The 17,684-nt window shown below is 64.9% G+C and carries 13 protein-coding genes; 8 read left to right on the top strand and 5 right to left on the bottom strand.

Going from position 1 to position 17,684, the window contains the following annotated elements; genetic code table 11:
* Nucleotides 1–29: 29 nt before the first annotated feature.
* Together ACM61V_RS20805 and ACM61V_RS20800 are read right to left on the bottom strand one after the other, a co-directional pair.
* Nucleotides 30–632: a UvrD-helicase domain-containing protein gene (locus ACM61V_RS20805; RefSeq protein ID WP_419714663.1), complete on the bottom strand. Its 603-nt coding sequence runs from the start codon at nt 630–632 to the stop codon at nt 30–32.
* Nucleotides 632–3,283: a PD-(D/E)XK nuclease family protein gene (locus tag ACM61V_RS20800; RefSeq protein WP_419714662.1), complete on the bottom strand. Its 2,652-nt coding sequence runs from the start codon at nt 3,281–3,283 to the stop codon at nt 632–634. Before ACM61V_RS20800 ends, ACM61V_RS20805 begins: the two co-directional genes overlap by 1 nt.
* A 214-nt stretch (nt 3,284–3,497) precedes the next feature.
* Here ACM61V_RS20800 and ACM61V_RS20795 point away from each other — a divergent pair, with 214 nt between their 5' ends.
* The 7 genes from ACM61V_RS20795 to istB all read left to right on the top strand — a co-directional run bounded on the left by ACM61V_RS20795 (nt 3,498) and on the right by istB (nt 13,013).
* Nucleotides 3,498–3,851 (top strand): type II toxin-antitoxin system RelE/ParE family toxin, encoded by a 354-nt coding sequence (locus ACM61V_RS20795; protein WP_285139405.1) that lies wholly within the window; start codon nt 3,498–3,500, stop codon nt 3,849–3,851.
* An 11-nt stretch (nt 3,852–3,862) separates the two neighbouring features.
* Nucleotides 3,863–4,183 (top strand): helix-turn-helix domain-containing protein, encoded by a 321-nt coding sequence (locus ACM61V_RS20790; RefSeq protein ID WP_285139406.1) that lies wholly within the window; start codon nt 3,863–3,865, stop codon nt 4,181–4,183.
* A gap of 73 nt (nt 4,184–4,256) precedes the next feature.
* Nucleotides 4,257–5,450 carry a DUF6361 family protein gene (locus ACM61V_RS20785; protein WP_147035994.1) on the top strand — a complete coding sequence of 398 codons (1,194 nt, stop codon included), beginning with the start codon at nt 4,257–4,259 and terminating at the stop codon, nt 5,448–5,450.
* A complete protein-coding gene (locus tag ACM61V_RS20780) occupies nt 5,447–7,288 on the top strand; it encodes a phospholipase D family protein (RefSeq protein ID WP_419714661.1) in 1,842 nt (613 codons plus the stop codon). Before ACM61V_RS20785 ends, ACM61V_RS20780 begins: the two co-directional genes overlap by 4 nt.
* Entirely contained in the window at nt 7,285–10,323 is a 3,039-nt protein-coding gene (locus tag ACM61V_RS20775) for a DEAD/DEAH box helicase (RefSeq protein WP_116462966.1), read from the top strand. The genes ACM61V_RS20780 and ACM61V_RS20775 overlap by 4 nt, the downstream gene beginning before the upstream one ends.
* Nucleotides 10,324–10,786: 463 nt before the next feature.
* Nucleotides 10,787–12,298, top strand: a complete 1,512-nt coding sequence (gene istA, locus ACM61V_RS20770; protein WP_125961258.1) for an IS21 family transposase — start codon at nt 10,787–10,789, stop codon at nt 12,296–12,298.
* Nucleotides 12,285–13,013, top strand: coding sequence for an IS21-like element helper ATPase IstB (gene istB, locus ACM61V_RS20765; RefSeq protein ID WP_061781605.1), 729 nt, complete (start codon nt 12,285–12,287; stop codon nt 13,011–13,013). Before istA ends, istB begins: the two co-directional genes overlap by 14 nt.
* A gap of 105 nt (nt 13,014–13,118) precedes the next feature.
* On the opposite strand, the gene ACM61V_RS20760 is transcribed toward istB, so the two are convergent.
* On the bottom strand, nt 13,119–14,210 hold the full coding sequence (locus ACM61V_RS20760; protein WP_419714660.1) for a cation:proton antiporter: 1,092 nt from the start codon (nt 14,208–14,210) through the stop codon (nt 13,119–13,121).
* 5 nt (nt 14,211–14,215) lie between these two features.
* Nucleotides 14,216–15,622: a DUF2254 domain-containing protein gene (locus ACM61V_RS20755; protein ID WP_116462794.1), complete on the bottom strand. Its 1,407-nt coding sequence runs from the start codon at nt 15,620–15,622 to the stop codon at nt 14,216–14,218.
* A 927-nt stretch (nt 15,623–16,549) separates the two neighbouring features.
* Between ACM61V_RS20755 and ACM61V_RS20750 the strand changes: the two genes are divergently transcribed.
* Nucleotides 16,550–16,819, top strand: coding sequence for a hypothetical protein (locus ACM61V_RS20750; RefSeq protein WP_116462793.1), 270 nt, complete (start codon nt 16,550–16,552; stop codon nt 16,817–16,819).
* Nucleotides 16,820–16,991: 172 nt separating this feature from the next.
* Here ACM61V_RS20750 and ACM61V_RS20745 read toward each other — a convergent pair whose 3' ends face one another.
* Nucleotides 16,992–17,660, bottom strand: coding sequence for a TetR/AcrR family transcriptional regulator (locus ACM61V_RS20745; RefSeq protein ID WP_116462792.1), 669 nt, complete (start codon nt 17,658–17,660; stop codon nt 16,992–16,994).
* Nucleotides 17,661–17,684: the final 24 nt, after the last annotated feature.

The raw sequence follows: 17,684 nt of genomic DNA, 5'->3' as shown, positions 1-17,684 counted from the left end.
AGGCGGGAGGGCGGGAGACGGCGGTCCTGTCAGCACGCGGTGTCGACGCAACCTGTCGGCAACCTCTCGCACCAGAGCGAGTCCCCCACCGGCTCGTGGTACACCAGCTCCGAAATCAGGCTTGGCAGAGCGCCGTCCAGCGTCGCGCGCAGCCAGCGTTCCAGCGTGTCACCGAACGCAAGTTCCGCTTCGACCGGGTCCACGAGGCTCGCGCCCGGATCGATGTTGGCCTCGATGGGGTAGGGTTTGATCAGGCGCTGGCAGAAGCCGTGGATGGTCGAGCAGGTGACCTCATCGAGGTTCTCGCACGCACCGGTCAGCGCTTGGCGCTGTTCGTCCGAGAGCCCGTGAGGGAGCGCCGCACTTAACTCGCGCGGGATGCGGTCGGATAGCAGCTCTTCCACGAAGTCCTGCACGCGCGCGAGCAGTTCGCTGGCGGCGAGTTCGGTGAAGGTCACTGCGGCAATGCTTTTCGGCGCGACGCCGGCGGCGAGCATCAGCGCCACACGCCCTGCCATCACGGCGGTCTTGCCCGAGCCTGCGCCGGCCTCGACGAGCAGCGATCGGTCGTGAGCGGTAAGCGCGGTCAGCCTTGGCTGGTCATCCGCAAGCACGGGTGCCATCACGTTCATCACTCCGCCTCCCAGACGAGGGTGGCATCGCCGAGGGCTATCGTCGCCGCCTCCTGCTTGCGGCGGCACCACCCCTTGTCCGCCATTGCCGGCAGAGCAAAGGCGAGGTCGTCATAATCGCCGCCCGTATCCGGGCCCGGGAGCGCTCGCCCGGCCATAAGGTTGGCACGTGCAGCGCGCAGATGCCCGGCCAGCGTGGCAAGCGTGCCGTTCGCGTCCTGCAGCGGCCGGGTCACCCCCGCGCGCGGATAGACGAGCGCCGCCTCCACCTCCATGTCATCGCCCAGAAGCGAGTGAACCGCATAGGCGTACAGGCAACGCTGGAGTTCACTTCCGCCGTCCAGCGTCACAGCGTCCTTCGGGCATTTGCCGCCCTTGTAATCGGTGACACGCGCCTTTGTGCCACAGTCTGACAGGTCCAATCGGTCCACGTAACCGGAGATCCGAAAGCCGGTATCAGCGACTTCCACGACCGTGTCAGCCGCCCAGGGCAGGGCACCATCGGACTTGGCGGTCTGGCCGCCGAACGGCACTTCGGCAAAGGAGCGTTGGCCGGGCAGGGGCTCGGGTCGGCCCTCGAGTGCAGCGAGCGCGACTTGCCGGGTGTCCGCCAAGGTCCGCTGCCAGACAATACCGGGCGGCACGGCCTGACCCGCCTCCCACATCGCCGCGACGTCCGCACAGGCCGCATCGAGCGCTGACACGCAGGCCTGTTCGTCGGCACCGGCCAGCCCCTGACCGGCTTCGAGCCGCTGCACGGCGTTGTCGAGCAGGTGGTGCAGCAACTCGCCCGACGCTCGGGCATCAAGCACGAGCGCTTCGTCGGCTGTGGCCGGAGCACGGAGGCCGAGCGCATATTTCCAGCTGAAGCCAAGCGGGTTTCGCAGGAGAAGCTTGAGCGAACTGGCCGACTGAACGCGGTCCAGGGCTGCGGCCAGCGCGGGGTGATCCGGGCGAACCTGTCCGTCGTGGGGCGTCACGTGCGACGAGCGCCAGTTCGTCCAACATGTTGCAGCGGAGGCGGCCCGCGCCAGTTCTGAAGCATCGCCCGGTCGGGCTGCGAGCCGGTCCGTCTCGCTCATGGCGTGGTCGGGGCGCCGGTTGCGCCGCAGATAGGCAGGCGGAGGACTTCCCCGAAGCAGCGGACTGGCGCCTAGCAGACGTCCTTCCTCATCACGCCGCGCCCGGCTGAGCACGACCTGGCTGGCGGTGGTGACCAGAATCGTCTCGAAGTCACGCCGGTCAACAGCGGAGACGGGCAGGGGATCAAGGTCTGCCAGCGGCACGACGTGGTCGGGCACGAGCCGATCCTCACTGATGCGCCGGGGCCACTGGGATGACGTCAAACCCAACAGGCGAACGAAAGGCCGTGGCGATGCCGCGAGCGCCTCAGCCGGCATCCAGGCGACCGACGCGCAGGGCTCGCTCTCGTCCTCGAGGCGAAGTTGCGCGATCGTGATATCGATGGCGGCCGGACTGCCGAGACCAAGCGCGCGCCGCCAGATGCGGCGTGCGGGACCGCTAAGCAGCTTCTCGCCCGTGTCCGCCGCAAGCGCCGTACCTTCGGCCAACATCGCGATGATGCCGCGTAACTCAGGCGCGTGGTCGACACCGTCGGGCCAGTCGTCGGCGGTAAGCCGGTCGATCAGCCTGTTCCAGGCACTGATCGAATTGAGCGGCGCCCCATCCGGGAGCAGCCGCGTCCAGCCCGCGGGCAGCTGGGCCATGGGTCCCATTTCGCTGCCGAGCAGTGACGCCAGCCGGCGGATGCGCGCCTGCGACACTCCGCGCACGAGGACATCGGCGAGGGCGGCCGCTGCCTGGCCCGGCCGGGTCGATACAACGGGAATGCTATGAACGAAGTGGAGGTCGAGATTGGCATCGGCGCGCAGCGCGAGGAAGACATCGTCATAGGCGGCTGGCGCCGCGGACGCGATGGCGATCTCATGGGGGCGGGCAACCCCGCTGGCGATCAGCTCGCGTGCCCAGCGCATCGCCTCGACGGCCTCGTGATGACCGGTTGCACAGGTCACCGCTCCAAGGCTCGGACTGGCGGGGTCGGATCTGAGCACCTCGATGGCGCAACCGGCAAGCCAGTTTGGCACGGAACGGGGGCCGGCATGCCAGCGGACCGCTACCGTGTCGGCCAACAGGAACAGGAGTTCGCGCCAGCAGGGCGAGAGTTCGGAGTGACCGACGACGTCGATGCTCCCGAACAGGGCAGGGGCATGAGCGAGGCGCTCGGTTGCACGCGCGACGAGATCGCAGGGCCGCAGCATCGAGTGGGGGAGACGGCCGATGACGGCATCTTCCAGCGCGGCAATGGCGGCGAGGCGCGGGTGCTCGCCCGCACGAGCCGAGAGATCCACACCAGCGCGCCATGCCTTGTGCAGCGTGTCAGCCGCGGCGCCGACAAAGCCGGGCAGGGCCTTGATGTCGTCGAGCTCGCCCAGGTTGCTGTCGGTCAACGACGCCTGGATCGCGTTGCGCAACGCCTCCGGATCGATGCCGGTGATGAACCCACCCGCCAATCGAGCCGCAAGCTGCTCCAATGTCATGACCTGGACGCCGTGCCGCTGGGCACGCGCGGCCTCCAATCTGATCTCACGAGCAGCCAGCCTGCCATGGGAGACGAATGTTTGGCGCTGCACTGACCACCCCACTCTTGACGGCTATCGGCGTTTTCGCCGTTTCCGGCAGTGTAGCGGCAGCGGAACATAGCATCAACGCCAACTGCCCGGAGGCGGACTGAAGGCTGCAGAACGGACGAGGTCCGGGGCACTGAACAAGCGGATAGCCGTCAGCCCGGTTGACATTATACCTAAATGGATATAGGTCTTCTTCCATCGTCAACGGAGATGGAGAATGCGCGAACTGGAGTGGATGGGTAGTAGCAGGGACGACCTGGTCGACATGCCCGAGGATGTCCGAAGCGAGTTCGGACACGGCCTCTACCTAGCCCAGCTTGGAATGAGACACGTCAACGCCAAGCCGTATGGCTCGAGTATCGAACTGATCGAACGGTACGACGGCGACACCTATCGCTGCGTCTACAACGTCAAGATCGACGACGATATCTACGTTCTCCACGCCTTCCAGAAAAAATCGACGAGCGGCATCGCCGTTCCGAAGCACCAGAAGGAAACGATCGAAGCTCGACTGAAAGCGGCTCAACGATTGGCTGCCGAGAAGAGAGCGCAACGCAAACAAGCCTTATAAAGGACCCCGACATGGCAATCGAGCATGTGACCTCCAGTGGCAACGTCTTTGCGGATCTCGGCCTTTCGGATCCGGAAGGTCGTTTGGTGAAGTCCAAGCTCGCCGCCGCTCTTCAGCGAAGCATGGGCGAACTGGGGCTGACGCAGACCGCTGCCTCTGCTCGCATGGGCATGCCACAGCCCAAGCTTTCCAAGATCCTCCGCGGCCGTTTCGACGGCATCAGCGAAGCTTACATCACCGATGGTCTCCGGAAACTCGGCCACGATGTCGAGATCCGGGTCCGGCCGCGACATGAGGGGATCGGCGCAGTGCGGGTGCTGGAAACAGCCTAACCGCGTCGATCTGTCAGCGGCTCTCCTTGTGGGCGGCTATAGAGTTTGGGGGTGGCGTTTGGCGTCTTTTGGAATGACCTATCTGTCGCCGGACGCGATGCGCGAGGCGCGCAAATTCATGAACTCGGACCAGAAAGGGGTTCGGGACGAGATCGGGTTCCTGATCGTCCACCAGCGTTACGCCGATCGGTTCTTTCCCGGCACGTCAGTCCTGCATACCCGCTTGCGCTATGTCCTCTTCGTGCCCTGGCTCTACCGCGATGAGCACCTCAAACCAGCCAAGGGGCAACGCGCACAGGAAAGCGTGAAGCGGCGCGAATATTTGCTCACCGGGCGCCTGATCAACGAGCCGGGCGGTGTGATCGGCAGCCGCAACTATCCCTCTCCGGTCGAGCAGCGTCCCAGCCAGGTCTATTGGGGTGCGCTGCAACGCTGGGGGCTGGTGCGCGAGCAGGAAGGCAGCGGTCCGCTTAGCCGCTATCAGGTCGAGCGGATGGTCGCGGGTAAGCCGGGCGCGCTACTGAAGGACGACGAAGGGACGCCGCTCGGAGGAGGTTCCTGGCCGTTCGTCGTTCCGGAACCGGCCGACGATTGGTACGGGGAGGGCGAGGGTACGCTGAGCTTCGATCTCACTCGTAGCGAGCGGAAGTTCCTCGCCAAACGCCTGCGAAGCCTGACGTCGCCCAGAAATCCCGGGGCGAGATCGATCTTCTCGCTGCTGGTCGGGCACGACGTGTCGTCGAGCCGTACTGCTTGGGGTCCACAAGTCCGGGACCTTGCGGAAACCGAACGGCCAGCGCTTGAGCGGGCCGGCCACGCCGCTGCTCTCGCCGCGATCGGCCGCGGCGTTTACGCCGCCCAAGTGGAGACGCTGTGCGAGGAGCTGGACCGTAGCAAGCGCTCCGATACGCAACGCGCGGCACTGACCGGCATCGTCCAGCGCTGGAAGGCCCAGGCCGCTCGCCTGGACTGGCCAGCTTTTCTCGACGATATGACGGACCGGACCGAGTTGGCTCCCGTCGTCTCTGTTGCGCTTCAGGACACGCTCGCATGGGTACGCGCCGGACACACCGATCCGATGCGGTTGGAGCGCGTGTACCGTGACGCCGAAGAGGCGCGAAAGGGGCGACGAGCGCGGCTCTCACGCAGCCAGTTCGGCGTCGATCAGCGTGCGGACTGGGACAATGATCACCATCCGCTGGGTGCGCCGCTTCATTACCGCTGGGACCGGGTGCAGATGCTGCTGCAGGACCTCGTCGGCGCATGAGAAGGGCGCCGAAGGACTTCCCCGGCCAGGCCTTTCTTGAGCTCCTGCGGCCACCCAAGCTGACCACAACCCGCTTGGCCCTGTTCGCCGCCTACTCCGCCGACCCGATCGTTCTTGGGGGCGCTCTGTTGAATCTCCACGCCCGCGGCCGCGACAATGCGCGCGGCAACAAGTCCGACTTCGCCGGCGCGATCGAGGCCTTGCGCGAACGGGTGCGCTTCATTGTCCAGCGCGGGCGCATCCATCGTGGACCGAGGCTCCCGAAGATCGCGGCCGTGCTCGACCAGTTCGTGGTGGAGATGCCCTATCGGGAAAGCGCGAACAGCTGGCACCCGAAGGCTGCGTTGATCTGCTATCAAGCGGAGGGATTGCCACGGTTCTGGCGGCTTTGGGTCGGCAGCCGCAACCTGACCATGAGCCGTGACCTGGATCTCGGGCTGGTGTTGGACGGCGAAAGCCGCCGCAGGAAGGGGAGCCAGGTCGTCGATGGCATCGATGCGCTGGGTGTAACCCTCGCGCGCGCAGCCAAGCTGCCCGACGTCGATCCGGACGATCTCGCGAAGGAGCTCAGGGCCGTGCGCTGGATCGCGCCGGACGACATCGATGTGTCACGGATCGACCTCTGGACGCGCGGCTCGGAGCCGATCGCTCCGCTCGATGCGACGTCCGGAGACAAGATCGTCGTCCTGAGCCCGTTCCTCTGCGATGCTTTCGCACGATCCCTTGCCGATATGACCAAGGCAAGCGCGGACCGCACTCTGGTGACGACGCTGCCGGCGCTGCGCAAGCTTGGCAATGACGGCCGCGCGGGTCTTTCCGACTTCAAGTTGTTGGCGCTTGGGGCACCGATCCCGGACGGAGACGACGTCGCTGAGGTTGAGCTGATAGGGCGGGAGCCGGCAACGGACGAGGAAGACGAAGGTTCGGGCGGCGCTAGTCATTCGGGGCTGCACGCCAAGCTGTTCGCGGCGATCCAGGGCGAGCGGATCGAGATCGTCGCCGGCAGCGCCAATGCCACCGACCGGGCTTGGTCGGGCCGCAATGCGGAAGTCGCCGCCCGCTTCACCGGCGGCAGCGCCGAGATCGACGGCGTCCTGGCGATCGTCGGGTCAGCGACACCGGTATCCGATGCTCTCCTGCAGACGCTGACGGAAACAGAAGCTGACACAGCCGAACTTGCTCTCGAAAGGCTGCGCTGGACGCTTGCGGACACGTCACTCAGCCTGGACCGCAACGGCAGGGAGTATCGTCTCACCTCTGGCGAAGTCGTGCCGCTGCCGCCCTCAGCTCAGTTGGAAGCAGGGCTCGCCACGATGGCGCTCCACCGCTGGCAGCCCGGCGTGACGCACATCGAGCTCGGAGAGGTTCCGTTGTCCCTGCAAACGGATCTTGTTCAGTTTCGGCTGACGATCGGGGATCTGCCGCCGGCGTCATGGCTCCTGCGCGTGCCGGTGGTCCCCTCGATCGACGCGGAGCGGGACGCTGCCGCGATCAGCCGCTTTCTGAGCGTCGACGGCCTGCAGGCGTGGCTGCGCGAGATGCTCGAGGGTGGAGCAGGGGCGGGGAGCGAGGACGACTGGGACACGGAGCCGGAAGCGGTTGCGCCCAAGCGGAGCAGCTGGAAGCATGACGGGCTCGCGCTCGAGGATATCCTGACCGCCTGGGCCAAGGACCAGACCAACAAGTCCGGTTCGTTGAAGCGTGTCGATGCCGTGATCGACCGCTATGTGGCTGCGGTCCTGGCTCATGGCGAGCACCTTACGCAGGCGGACAGAGACGATCTGACCGCCCTCCAGCAGACTTGGCGCATCGCGCGCGAGGTCCTAATCGCAAGATGAGCAGCACACCGCGCGCCTTTCAGAACGCGACGGTAGGCGCTGCCGTAGCCGCGCTGACCGGTAATGGCAGTCGCCGCTTTCTGGTGGCCGACGAGGTCGGCCTCGGCAAGACGACAGTCGCTCGGGAGGTCGTCCGGCAGCTGTCGCGTGGCGGTAGGAAGAAGTTTACGGTCTACTACGTCACCAGCAATGCCCGTGTCTCCGACCAGAACGCGGCGCGTCTGGTCGACTTTCTGGAGGACAAGCGCGCCAAGCTGCGGGCCCTTTCCAAGGTCGATCGGCTGTCGATGATCCCGCTCGATCAACGGCCGAACGACAAGGAGCCGCCATCGCCGCTCCGGCTCTATTCGCTGTCTCCTCAGACCTCCTTCCCGCCCGAAGGCACACGACCGACACCTGGCGCTGCGGTCGAGCGTGCCTTTTTGAGCCTGCTGCTCGAGCGCGCCGTGCCGGGGATATTGGAGACACTCCCCGAGCGCTTCATCCAACAGCGCGCGACCGTAAGCTGGGAGGGCGCCTGCCGTACTGCGCAGCGGCTGATGGGCGGCATCGATCCGAAGCTTGTCGGCACCTTCCGCACCGCGCTCAAGTCGCGCTTCAATCCGGAGGGTAAACGTCCGGGTCTTCGCGAACGCATCGCGACAGCCGCACAGACAAAGCCCGAGGCGCGGACGCTGACGGTGTTGCGCCGCCTTCTTGCGGAGGCATGTCTCGAGGCGACCCCGCCGGACCTTATCGTCTTCGACGAATTTCAGCGCTTCCGCGAGCTGCTGGCACCTTCGAAAAGCGACCGGCTGGGGCGCGCCCTTCTTGGAATCGGCTCGAAAAAGCCTGCCATGCTGCTTTTGTCGGCCACACCCTATCGCCTGTATGGCGAGTCCTGGGACGGAAAAGACGGTCCTCAGGCTCACGAGGAGCTTTTCGACACGATCGAGTTTCTGACGCGCAGCACCGCCGTGCGGGAGGACGCCGAGCAGCTCTTTGCCAGCTTCGGCGAGATCCTGCGTGCGATCGGTGACGCAGAGGGTGACACCATCGATCCGCTTCTGAAGGAGCGTGCGGAAGCGACGCGCGACCGGATCGACCGCCTGCTGCGCCCCTGCATAGCACGTACCGAGCGCCCGCCCTCTATAGGCCTGGATCACCGCACCCGCCGCGATCCGCTGGCCCTTGCCCCCGGCGATCTTCATACCTTCCGGCACTTCGCCAGCAAGGTGTCCGACCGGAACAAGACCGCGGCCTCTGCCTACTGGCTGTCCGTCCCACTACCGGCGCAGGCGCTCGGGTCCCGTTACAAGATCGCCGACAAGGTCGAGTTCGGCCGCCAACCGGGCGTGCCGGTGCTGCGCTCTGCACGACGCACCGGCGACGGCAAGGACGGCTGGGGCAGCCCGAAGCTCCGAGCCCTTCGCGAGATCGCGCGAGCACCCGATCTCGCGCTCCCTTGGGTTGCCCCTTCCATGCAGTGGTGGCCGCTTGCAGGTCCCTGGGCGCACAGCCCGGCGCAGAAAACGCTTCTGTTCAGCCGTTTTCGCGCCACCCCGCAGAGTGTTGCATCCTTGATCAGCCTCGGTGTCGAGGACGCTTACCTCGACGTCGGACCAACCGCCCGCCGGCGACCCTGGGAAAGCAAGCGGCTGGCTCCGCAGTCCGGCCTGCCCGTGATGTCGTTGTTCCATCCATCGCCGTTTCTGATCCGGGCGACCGATCCTTTGAAGGGCAACCATTCGTCCGCCCGCTACGCGCTGCGCACGGTCATCGGACAATTACGGAAGGCGCTCAGGGATCAGAAGGTCGAGATTCGCAGCAAGCCGAAGAAGGACGCCGAACGGGCACGTCCGCTTTGGAACCTCCTTGCCGCGATCGAGCGAAAGTCCGGCGATTTCGCGGCATCCCAGGCGGCATGGAACGAGACGGCGGGGGCTGAGGCAGTGCTCGGGCGCATCGTCACCGAGCGCAACCACGTCGAGAGTATCGACTGGATCAGCGCCAAGGAGCTGCAACGCTTGGCCGAGATCGCCTTGGCCTCACCGGCGGTCGCTGTCGGCCGCGCACTGCTCCGGCACTTTCCGGCGGCCATCGAGGCAGACCACCTTTCGAAGCTCGTCTCGTTCTGCTGGCACAGGCTGCGCCCCTATCTCGACAACCGGGTGTTCTGGGGCCGGCTGGGCGACGGCAATCCCACCGAGGTGCTGATGGCGGCGGTCCGCGACGGCGGGCTCGAGAGCGTGCTCGACGAGCATTTTTGGCTAGCGCAAGGGCAGACCGACGCCCCGAACCTTCTCGATGAGCTGGCATCGGCGCTGCACGCCTCGCTCGGTTGGTTCACCTTTCGTGGGATCCCGACAACATCGAGCTCAATCCGCCTTCGTTGCCACGCTGCCGTGCCGTTCAGCGGCACCGAAAGCGGGGATGCCGAATCAGCACAACGCGCGTTGAGCGAGCCTGAAGCCGAAGCGCCGCCACGCGCTGAAAGCCTCCGGCGCGCGTTCAACACGCCATTCTGGCCCCATGTGCTCGCGACGACCTCGATCGGTCAGGAAGGGCTCGACTTCCATAGCTGGTGCCGACGCATCGTTCACTGGGATTTGCCATCTAACCCGGTCGACCTTGAACAGCGTGAAGGTCGCATATTGCGCTATGGTGGTCTCCTTGTACGACGTCCGCTCGGCGCGCTGGTGCGGGACGACGCTGTGGCCGCGGCAGGTACCGGTTGCTCGCCCTGGACGGAGGCCGCAGCGTTGGGCGAGCTCCTGTTTCAAGACGGCACCGGGCTGGCACCCTGGTGGACGTTCAAGCATGCCGATATCGATCGCCACGTGCTTGCATTGTCGAGGAGCCGTGACATCGCACGGTTCGACTACCTCCAGCGTCAGCGTTTGCTCTATCGCCTCGCGCTCGGCCAGCCGAACCAGGAGGATCTGGTCAATCATCTGGCGAGAGGCAGCGATGCGAAGATCGCCGAACTGAGCGCATTGGCTCTGGACCTGAGGCCGCTGAAGTCGACCGTTGGTCTCAGTCTACGGGGCCGGTGAGAGGATGGTCAAAATCGTACGCTAAGGGTCCGGCGTTAGCATGTCATTCCGCCCCAAGCCGGACCGATTACGGTGCATAGATCGCATGACGGGTTAGGTGACACCGCCTTATGGAATTACGCGGGGCAGGCGCCGTCACGCATACGCTCGTTTGCGGAGCGTCCCGTTTCTCCATGTCCAGCGGGCAGTTTCGGGAAAGCGCATTCGGGAACAGGTTTCGGGAAAGCCGGTCGGTCACTACGGGGCACGGGCTGTCCAACGCTCCGGCCGTCTCGATGATCGTTCCCAATCGGGAAGAGCCCGTCGCTTTGTCCTAACAGCTGCGAGCATTCTCGACCCTCAAACGATGTGGATCGGCGTGGAAAAAGGACCCCGGTAGCGGGGTGATCGGCGTCGAAAAGGGACCCCTCATCCCGGTGGTCTAGGCTGTTCGCTTGGCGGTGTGTCAGGCGGCGAGAGCGGGATGCTGGTATTGGAGACGGTGTTGAGGATCCGGCGCGAGCACGCGTCGGGGAAGGCCATCAAGGCGATAGCGCGGGACCTGCACCTGTCGCGCAAGGTGGTGCGCAAGGCGATCCGGGCACCGGAGGCGGACATGGGCTACCGGCGGGCAGTGCAGCCGCTGCCGAAGCTGGGTCCGTTCCAGGCGCGACTGGATGCTTTGCTGGAGGACGATGAGGCACGGCCGCGGCGCGAGAAGCTGCGCCTCACGCGCATCCACGACCTGCTGCTACGCGAAGGGTTCGACGGCTCGTACGACGCGGTTCGCCGTTATGCGGCCCGCTGGCGGCAGGCGCGACGTCGCGATGTGATGGATGCGCCGGCGTTCATCCCGCTGCTGTTCCGACCGGGCGAGGCCTATCAGTTCGACTGGAGCCATGAGGACGTGGAGATCTCGGGCAAGCCGATGCGCGTGAAGGTCGCGCATGTGCGACTGTGCGCGTCGCGGGCCATGTATGTGCGGGCCTATCCGCGCGAGACACAGGAGATGCTGTTCGACGCGCATGCGCGGGCGTTTGCCTTCTTCGGAGGCGTGCCGACGCGCGGCATCTACGACAACATGAAGACGGCGGTGACGAGCGTGTTCACCGGCAAGGAGCGTGTCTTCAACCGGCGCTTCCTGGTCATGGCCAACCACTACATGGTCGAGCCGACCGCCTGCTCGCCCGCGTCGGGTTGGGAGAAGGGTCAGGTCGAGAACCAGGTGCAGACCGCGCGCGGCCGCTTCTTCCAGCCACGCCTGCGCTTTACCAGCCTCGCGGAGCTGAACGGCTGGTTGGAGGCCGAGTGTCGGCGCTGGGCCGACATGCACCAGCATCCCGAGCAGAAGGAACTGACGGTCGCTGAGGCATGGGCAGCCGAACAGGCTGTACTCCAGCCTGTTGTCGCGCCCTTCGACGGCTTCCACGAGAGCGAGCATGCGGTAAGCGGCACATGCCTCATCAGCTTCGACCGCAACCGCTACTCCGTTTCTGCCAGGGTGGCGCGACGCGCGGTGCAGGTTCGCGCCTATGCCGACCGCATCGTCGTGCGCTGCGATGGTGAAGTAGTCGCCGACCATCCCCGGTTCTTTGGCCGCGACCGGACCATCTACGACCCGTGGCATTATCTGCCGGTGTTGGCGACCAAGCCGGGCGCCCTGCGCAACGGCGCACCGTTCCAGGGCTGGGAGCTGCCGCCTGCGCTGGCACGACTGCGGCGCAAGCTCGGCGTCGGTGACGATGCCGACCGGCGGTTCGTGCGGGTGCTGGCAGCGGTGCTCGACGACGGACTGGAGGCGGTGGAAGCGGCCGTGCGAGAGGCGCTGCTGGCCGGCACCGCCAGCGACGACGTCATCGTCAACATCCTGGCCCGCAGGCGAGAACCGCCACGACCGCTGACCATTGTCACCCCCGAGGACCTGGCGCTGCGCCATCCGCCCCGCGCCGACTGCAACCGCTATGACAGCCTGCGAGGCCTCCATGCAGCGGCATGAGATGATGACGGCCATGACCGAGTTGGGGCTGAAGGGCATGGCTGGCGCCTTCGACGAGGCGGTGACCACCGGTCTCCAGCGCAAGCGCACGACCATGGAGGTCCTGACCGACCTGCTGCGTGCCGAGGCGACGCACCGCCATGCAGCGTCGGTTCGTTACCGGATGTCGGCCGCCAGGCTGCCGGCGGTGAAGGACCTCGACGCCTTCGTCTTCGGCGACACTCCCATCAACGAAGGACTGGTGCGCTCCCTGCACAGCGGCTCGTTCCTCCCCGGCCGGCGCAACGTCGTGCTGGTCGGTGGGACGGGCACCGGCAAGACGCACCTCGCCACCGCCATCACCGCCAATGTGGTACGAGCCGGCGCCCGCGGGCGCTACTTCAACACGGTGGACCTGGTGAACCGGCTCGAGGAGGAAACGCGCCTCGGCAAGGCCGGCACGTTGGCGGCCCAGCTCTCGCGTCTCGACCTCGTGGTGCTCGACGAGCTTGGCTACCTGCCGTTTGCACGCTCGGGCGGTCAGCTGCTCTTCCATCTCGTCAGCAAGCTCTATGAGCAGACCTCGGTCATCGTCACCACGAACCTGGCCTTCGGTGAGTGGCCGACCGTCTTTGGCGACCCCAAGATGACCACCGCGCTGCTCGACCGCATTACCCACCACTGCGACATCGTCGAGACCGGCAACGACAGCTGGCGATTCAAGCACCGCAGCTGACGCGCGGGACCACCGGCAGAAGATGCTTCGCGCTGGTTGCGCCTCCGGTCGGGCTACGCCCGCCCTACGCCGCAACCAGCGCGAACGGCACGCCCGCCATACCCGTCACACCGCTCGACAAACGGGGTCCCTTTTGGACGCCGATAGGGGGTCCTTTTTGGACGCCGATAGGGGGTCCTTTTTGGACGCCGATTGACAGGCCAGCAGGACCAGCGGCACGGCCGCCACGCCCAATGTGACGAGACGCGGATCCCAAGGGATCGCCACCACCTCAAGGCCGATGATGAGGAACAAGACCGCATTCAGGATTTCGTCGATCAGCGACCAGAATTTGAGCAGATAGTCGCGGGTGACATCGCTCATGGCGTCGGCCACGCCCTTGTTGCCGATCAGCAGACCGGCGACGGCCATTGCGACCGGGCCGCTGAGGTGGAGCTGCGAGGCCAGCGCGTAGCCGCCCATCACCACCGCGAGACTTATCATCACCTCGACATTGTATTCGTCGATCGATCGCATCGCGCGGTAACCGATCCACCCGACTGCGAGCCCGAGCAGCACGCCGCCCCCCGCCTCTTGCAAGAACAGGGCACCCGCATGTCCGATCGACAGCGGTTCGGTGCCGAGCGCGGCTTCCAGCAGGATCGCGAACACCACGACGCCGACGCCGTCGTTGAACAGGCTTTCCCCGGCGACCGTCGCCTTCAGCGTCGGCGACACATCGGTGCGACCGAGCACGCCCATGACCGCAACCGGATCGGTCGGGCTGATGAGCGCTCCGAACACCAGGCACCAGATCAAAGGCACGATGAGGCCCAGCCAACCAGCGACATAGTGGAAGCCGAAGCCGATCACCGCCGTCGAGAGCAGGACACCCCCGGTACTCAGCCCGATGATCGGCCAGCGTCCACGGCGCATATCGTCCCATTTGACGTGCAGGGCACCCGCGAACAGCAGGAACGACAGCATGCCATCCATGAGCGTCGTATGGAAGTCGATGCCGGCGATGAACCCGACCACCTGTTCGCCGACGTCGCTGCCGGGCAGAAGATGATCGAGGCCGATGACGAGCAGCGACGCGACCAAGCCCATGACCGTCAGGCCGATCGAGGATGGTAGCTTCAGGATGCGGTGGTTCAGATAGCCGAGGGTGGCGGCAAGCACGATCAAGATCGCGGCGGCATCGAAGGGTGTCAGCATGGGGATCAAGCCGTTCCGGCAAGCCAGGCGGTGCCGTCCCGCAGGCGGCGCTTGAAGTCGGGCGCGTCGAGCGCGCGGCGCAGTTCGTCGGCACGCTCTCGGACGCGGGCGAGATTGAAGCCGCTCAGGCCCTCTGCCGCCAGCTCGACCAGCTTGTCGGCATAGTCCCGGACGACGGCGCGACGATCAGGCTGATCGCACTCCAGCGACACTTCGCCCAATGCGTTGAGGTAGCGCATGGCGGCGATCATGTCGGTCGCACAATATTGCGCCAGCGCGCCGAACGACCGGTCCATGAACGAGCCGAATGTCACGGGATGGGCGATGACGCGCAAAGTGCCTTCGTCATCGACGCGCAGGTGCGAGGGCAGCGACCGCTCGGCGAGATCCGATAGTGCCGCCCCCAGCCAGTCAAGGCAGGTTACGGCGGTAAAAGGGTCGTTCACGCCCGGAGACAGGGCGCGGGCGGCAATCTCGACTAGCTCGTCAATGAGGAACCGCAGATCCTGCAGCGCCGAGCGCCGAGAGCCGATGGTATATACCCCGCGCAGAGCGTCCGTGCAGTCATCGTCACACGGCGCTGGAGGCGATACCTCCATCAGTGTGCGCCCGACATGGACGAAGTCGCCCGGCTGATATTGCAGGCGCAGCACGAGATCATGCCTCTTGGCGAGGCGCATGACGGCTTCGTCGTCTAGGAACTGGATGTAGCCGGTATCTTTGGCTTTGACCGATTGCCGCTCCCGCCCGGCCGCTGCGTCCGCATTGTCGCGGAACGTCGCGGGGATGTCGGACGATGCAGCCTGATGATCGTCCGGCGCCTCGCCGACGAAGCGAGGAAACCGGTCGTCGACACCGCGCAGCAGCCGATCACCCACATCCTCGAGCACACTGTTGATGTGAATCTTGGATGGCACATGGTGAATGAAATAGATCAGCACGCCGATCGAGCAGAGTGCGAGCACTACGCCGACGAGCAAGGCCAGGTTCGGTACGAAGCCGGCCCCGTCGGATTCTTCCGGCGAATGGATGGTGCGCAGGACGAGAAGGCAGTACAGAAACGTCGCGATGAAGGTGCCGAGCGTCACCTGATTGCCGCGATCGCGCATGAAATTGGTGAGCAGGCGCGGCCCATACTGACCGGATGCGTACACCACAGCCGCAATGGTCACCGAGAAGACGGTGCCAGCGACCGTAATCATCGAACCGCCGATCGAGGACAGCACCTGGCGGGCGCCATCCGGGCGCGAGGCGTAGAGCCAGACGTAGCCGTCCATCCATGCCGAACCAATGTAGCTGTCCAGCGCCACCATCCCACCGGCTAACAGGATGGCGGCGAAGGCCATGAGTGTGGGCACGAACCAGTAGCTGGAACCCAGATAGTCAGCGAGGCGGCGGAGGCCAGCATTCATGCGCGTGCTTTCGATGTCGGCCGGCTTCGACCCTTTTCGGAATCGCGAAGCGAAGCAGGCACGCGATCATGCCGACTTTCCCGCTTTCGCTCGTTTTAACTGTGAAACGACCGAGGCAGTTCCGATGATCTCGTGTAGCGAGTAGCTCGAAAGCCGGTCCCAAATGCAAGGCCCACAGGCTGTGGGACGGGTAGGTTTTTCCTGAAATGCCATCCCATGCGAGACGGGATCGCTATGCGTTGGGGTGTCATTCCGCCCCCAACCGGACCCGGCCACCAGCGGCGCATTTTTCAACAGCCCCGGTCGTTTTCCTCGCTGATCGACCGTGAAATGAAACCTTGTCGTAATCACAACAAACCGCTGGCACGATGATAAGCATCGTTCGATGTGGCGAAGGCGTAAAGGGAAACAGCCACCTGATGCCACGCTGCATCCGATTTTTCTTGTGATTCGCGCTGCCCCTGCTGATCACCGCGTGTAACGACCGGCAATCAGCTAGGGAGGCAGGTGCGCAGGTTGGCTCCATGATTATGTCGGTGCGTCCAGGGACGTCTGCATGTGGATCCGCACCAACTGTGGCAAAGTTGCAGGATTTCGCTGGAGTTACGTGGTGGACGGAGAACAAACACTGGCGCCGCGCGGCGGATCGCGGGCAGCCGGCGCAGGCGTGGGCACATGACACTGCGGGTGCCGGCACCCGGAGGTTGATCATTGCGGGGGAAACCATCGCCCTCCCCGATCCAGAGGCCCAGTTCACTCCCGTTCCCAATATGCCGCCGTCAGCGCCATTCGTGTCTTGCGGGAGCGACATTCGCTCGCGTGTGTTCGCGGCGAGCAACTGGCTTCGAGAGAGGAATGACTTCACCTGCGGCCGGACCTTCGCGAGTGTCGGATTCAGACTGACGACAGCAGGCTTTCGATAGGGCATTGCTCGATTATTTCGCTGGCAGCGAGGATCGAGACATTGCTGCTCTGATCGGACCCGGCCCACACGAAAACGTTCGCATCGTCCATGCCTCGGGCGATTTCGCGGTGCTGCGCGGCGATCTTGCCGCCATAAAGCCAATGCTTCAGTGCGACGGGATCCGGGAACTGCCTGCAGCGATCGGCCATTCGATTGAGGCGCCGTTCGCCGCCACGGCCTACCGCGCAGTGATCGACAGATTCCTCAGTGATTGCTTAGCATCGCGGAACTGAGGGTCTCTCCACTTCGGGAGCGTTCGTAAAAATATGCCTAGGAGATAGCATCATGAGCCTTTTGCGACTGGCACTTACTTTGGCCGCCACCGCGACTTCCTAAGGCAGCCATCTCCGCGGTACCGCCCCCAACCGCATCGGCAACGTTGACTATCCTGCCGGGCGGCATCGATCAAACTTGCGCGAGCGCAGCGAACACATGTCGCATTTGTATAGAGGGAGGAGGATCGTTGCTTTCCTGAAGGGTCAAACCGGACCACAGCGAAAGAAGGATGCGCGCCAGTTGAATGCTCGGTATGACCGGCGTCAGGCCGGTACGCCGTAGCAGATGGGACATTACACCGGCGAAAGCGGACTCGTACGCGATCTTGACCGGTTCGAAGCGAGCACGGAACGCGGCGTTGCGACGTGCGTGCAGGTGAAGTTCGACCACCAGAACCGAATAGCTGGCGTCGACGGACAAGGCATCCAGACTGGCACCGATCGTATCCAGGATGGCTTCCGCCGTTTGATACCGGGTGTCTGCCACCAACATGTCGAACTTTCTTGCGAGGTTCGCCATATGCTCTTCGACCAGCGTGAAGAGCAGATCGTCCTTGCTGGCGAAATACGAATAGAATGCGCCCTGCGAAAAGCCGGCCCGTTCGCAGATGCCTCGAATCGAGGCGGCTGCGACCCCTCCTGCAACGATCAGCCCTATCGCGGCGTCGAGCAGTCGTGTCCGCGTCTCCATGCGCATCTCGGGACGCTTCCTGCGGCGTGGTACCGTCTGCGTCGTCGGTGTCGTCTCATAATCCACCGACACCAGATGCAGCCCGTTGGCGTCAAGAGCAACAGCCACACAGGTATTGCAACTAATATATCG

It is taken from the genome of Sphingomonas sp. TX0543 (genome assembly GCF_048565505.1).
In the GTDB taxonomy this organism is placed as follows: Bacteria; Pseudomonadota; Alphaproteobacteria; order Sphingomonadales; family Sphingomonadaceae; genus Sphingomonas.
Note: the sequence above shows the minus strand (reverse complement) of the source record. Positions and strands in the feature narration are given on the sequence as shown.

What these genes read in the sequence shown, in the direction of transcription:
- istA (WP_125961258.1), top strand. Translation starts at nt 10,787, where the DNA reads ATGCTGGTATTGGAGACGGTGTTGAGGATCCGGCGCGAGCACGCGTCG.
- ACM61V_RS20795 (WP_285139405.1), top strand. Translation starts at nt 3,498, where the DNA reads ATGCGCGAACTGGAGTGGATGGGTAGTAGCAGGGACGACCTGGTCGAC.
- ACM61V_RS20780 (WP_419714661.1), top strand. Translation starts at nt 5,447, where the DNA reads ATGAGAAGGGCGCCGAAGGACTTCCCCGGCCAGGCCTTTCTTGAGCTC.
- ACM61V_RS20760 (WP_419714660.1), bottom strand. Translation starts at nt 14,210, where the DNA reads ATGCTGACACCCTTCGATGCCGCCGCGATCTTGATCGTGCTTGCCGCC.
- ACM61V_RS20755 (WP_116462794.1), bottom strand. Translation starts at nt 15,622, where the DNA reads ATGAATGCTGGCCTCCGCCGCCTCGCTGACTATCTGGGTTCCAGCTAC.
- ACM61V_RS20775 (WP_116462966.1), top strand. Translation starts at nt 7,285, where the DNA reads ATGAGCAGCACACCGCGCGCCTTTCAGAACGCGACGGTAGGCGCTGCC.
- istB (WP_061781605.1), top strand. Translation starts at nt 12,285, where the DNA reads ATGCAGCGGCATGAGATGATGACGGCCATGACCGAGTTGGGGCTGAAG.
- ACM61V_RS20785 (WP_147035994.1), top strand. Translation starts at nt 4,257, where the DNA reads ATGACCTATCTGTCGCCGGACGCGATGCGCGAGGCGCGCAAATTCATG.
- ACM61V_RS20805 (WP_419714663.1), bottom strand. Translation starts at nt 632, where the DNA reads ATGAACGTGATGGCACCCGTGCTTGCGGATGACCAGCCAAGGCTGACC.
- ACM61V_RS20790 (WP_285139406.1), top strand. Translation starts at nt 3,863, where the DNA reads ATGGCAATCGAGCATGTGACCTCCAGTGGCAACGTCTTTGCGGATCTC.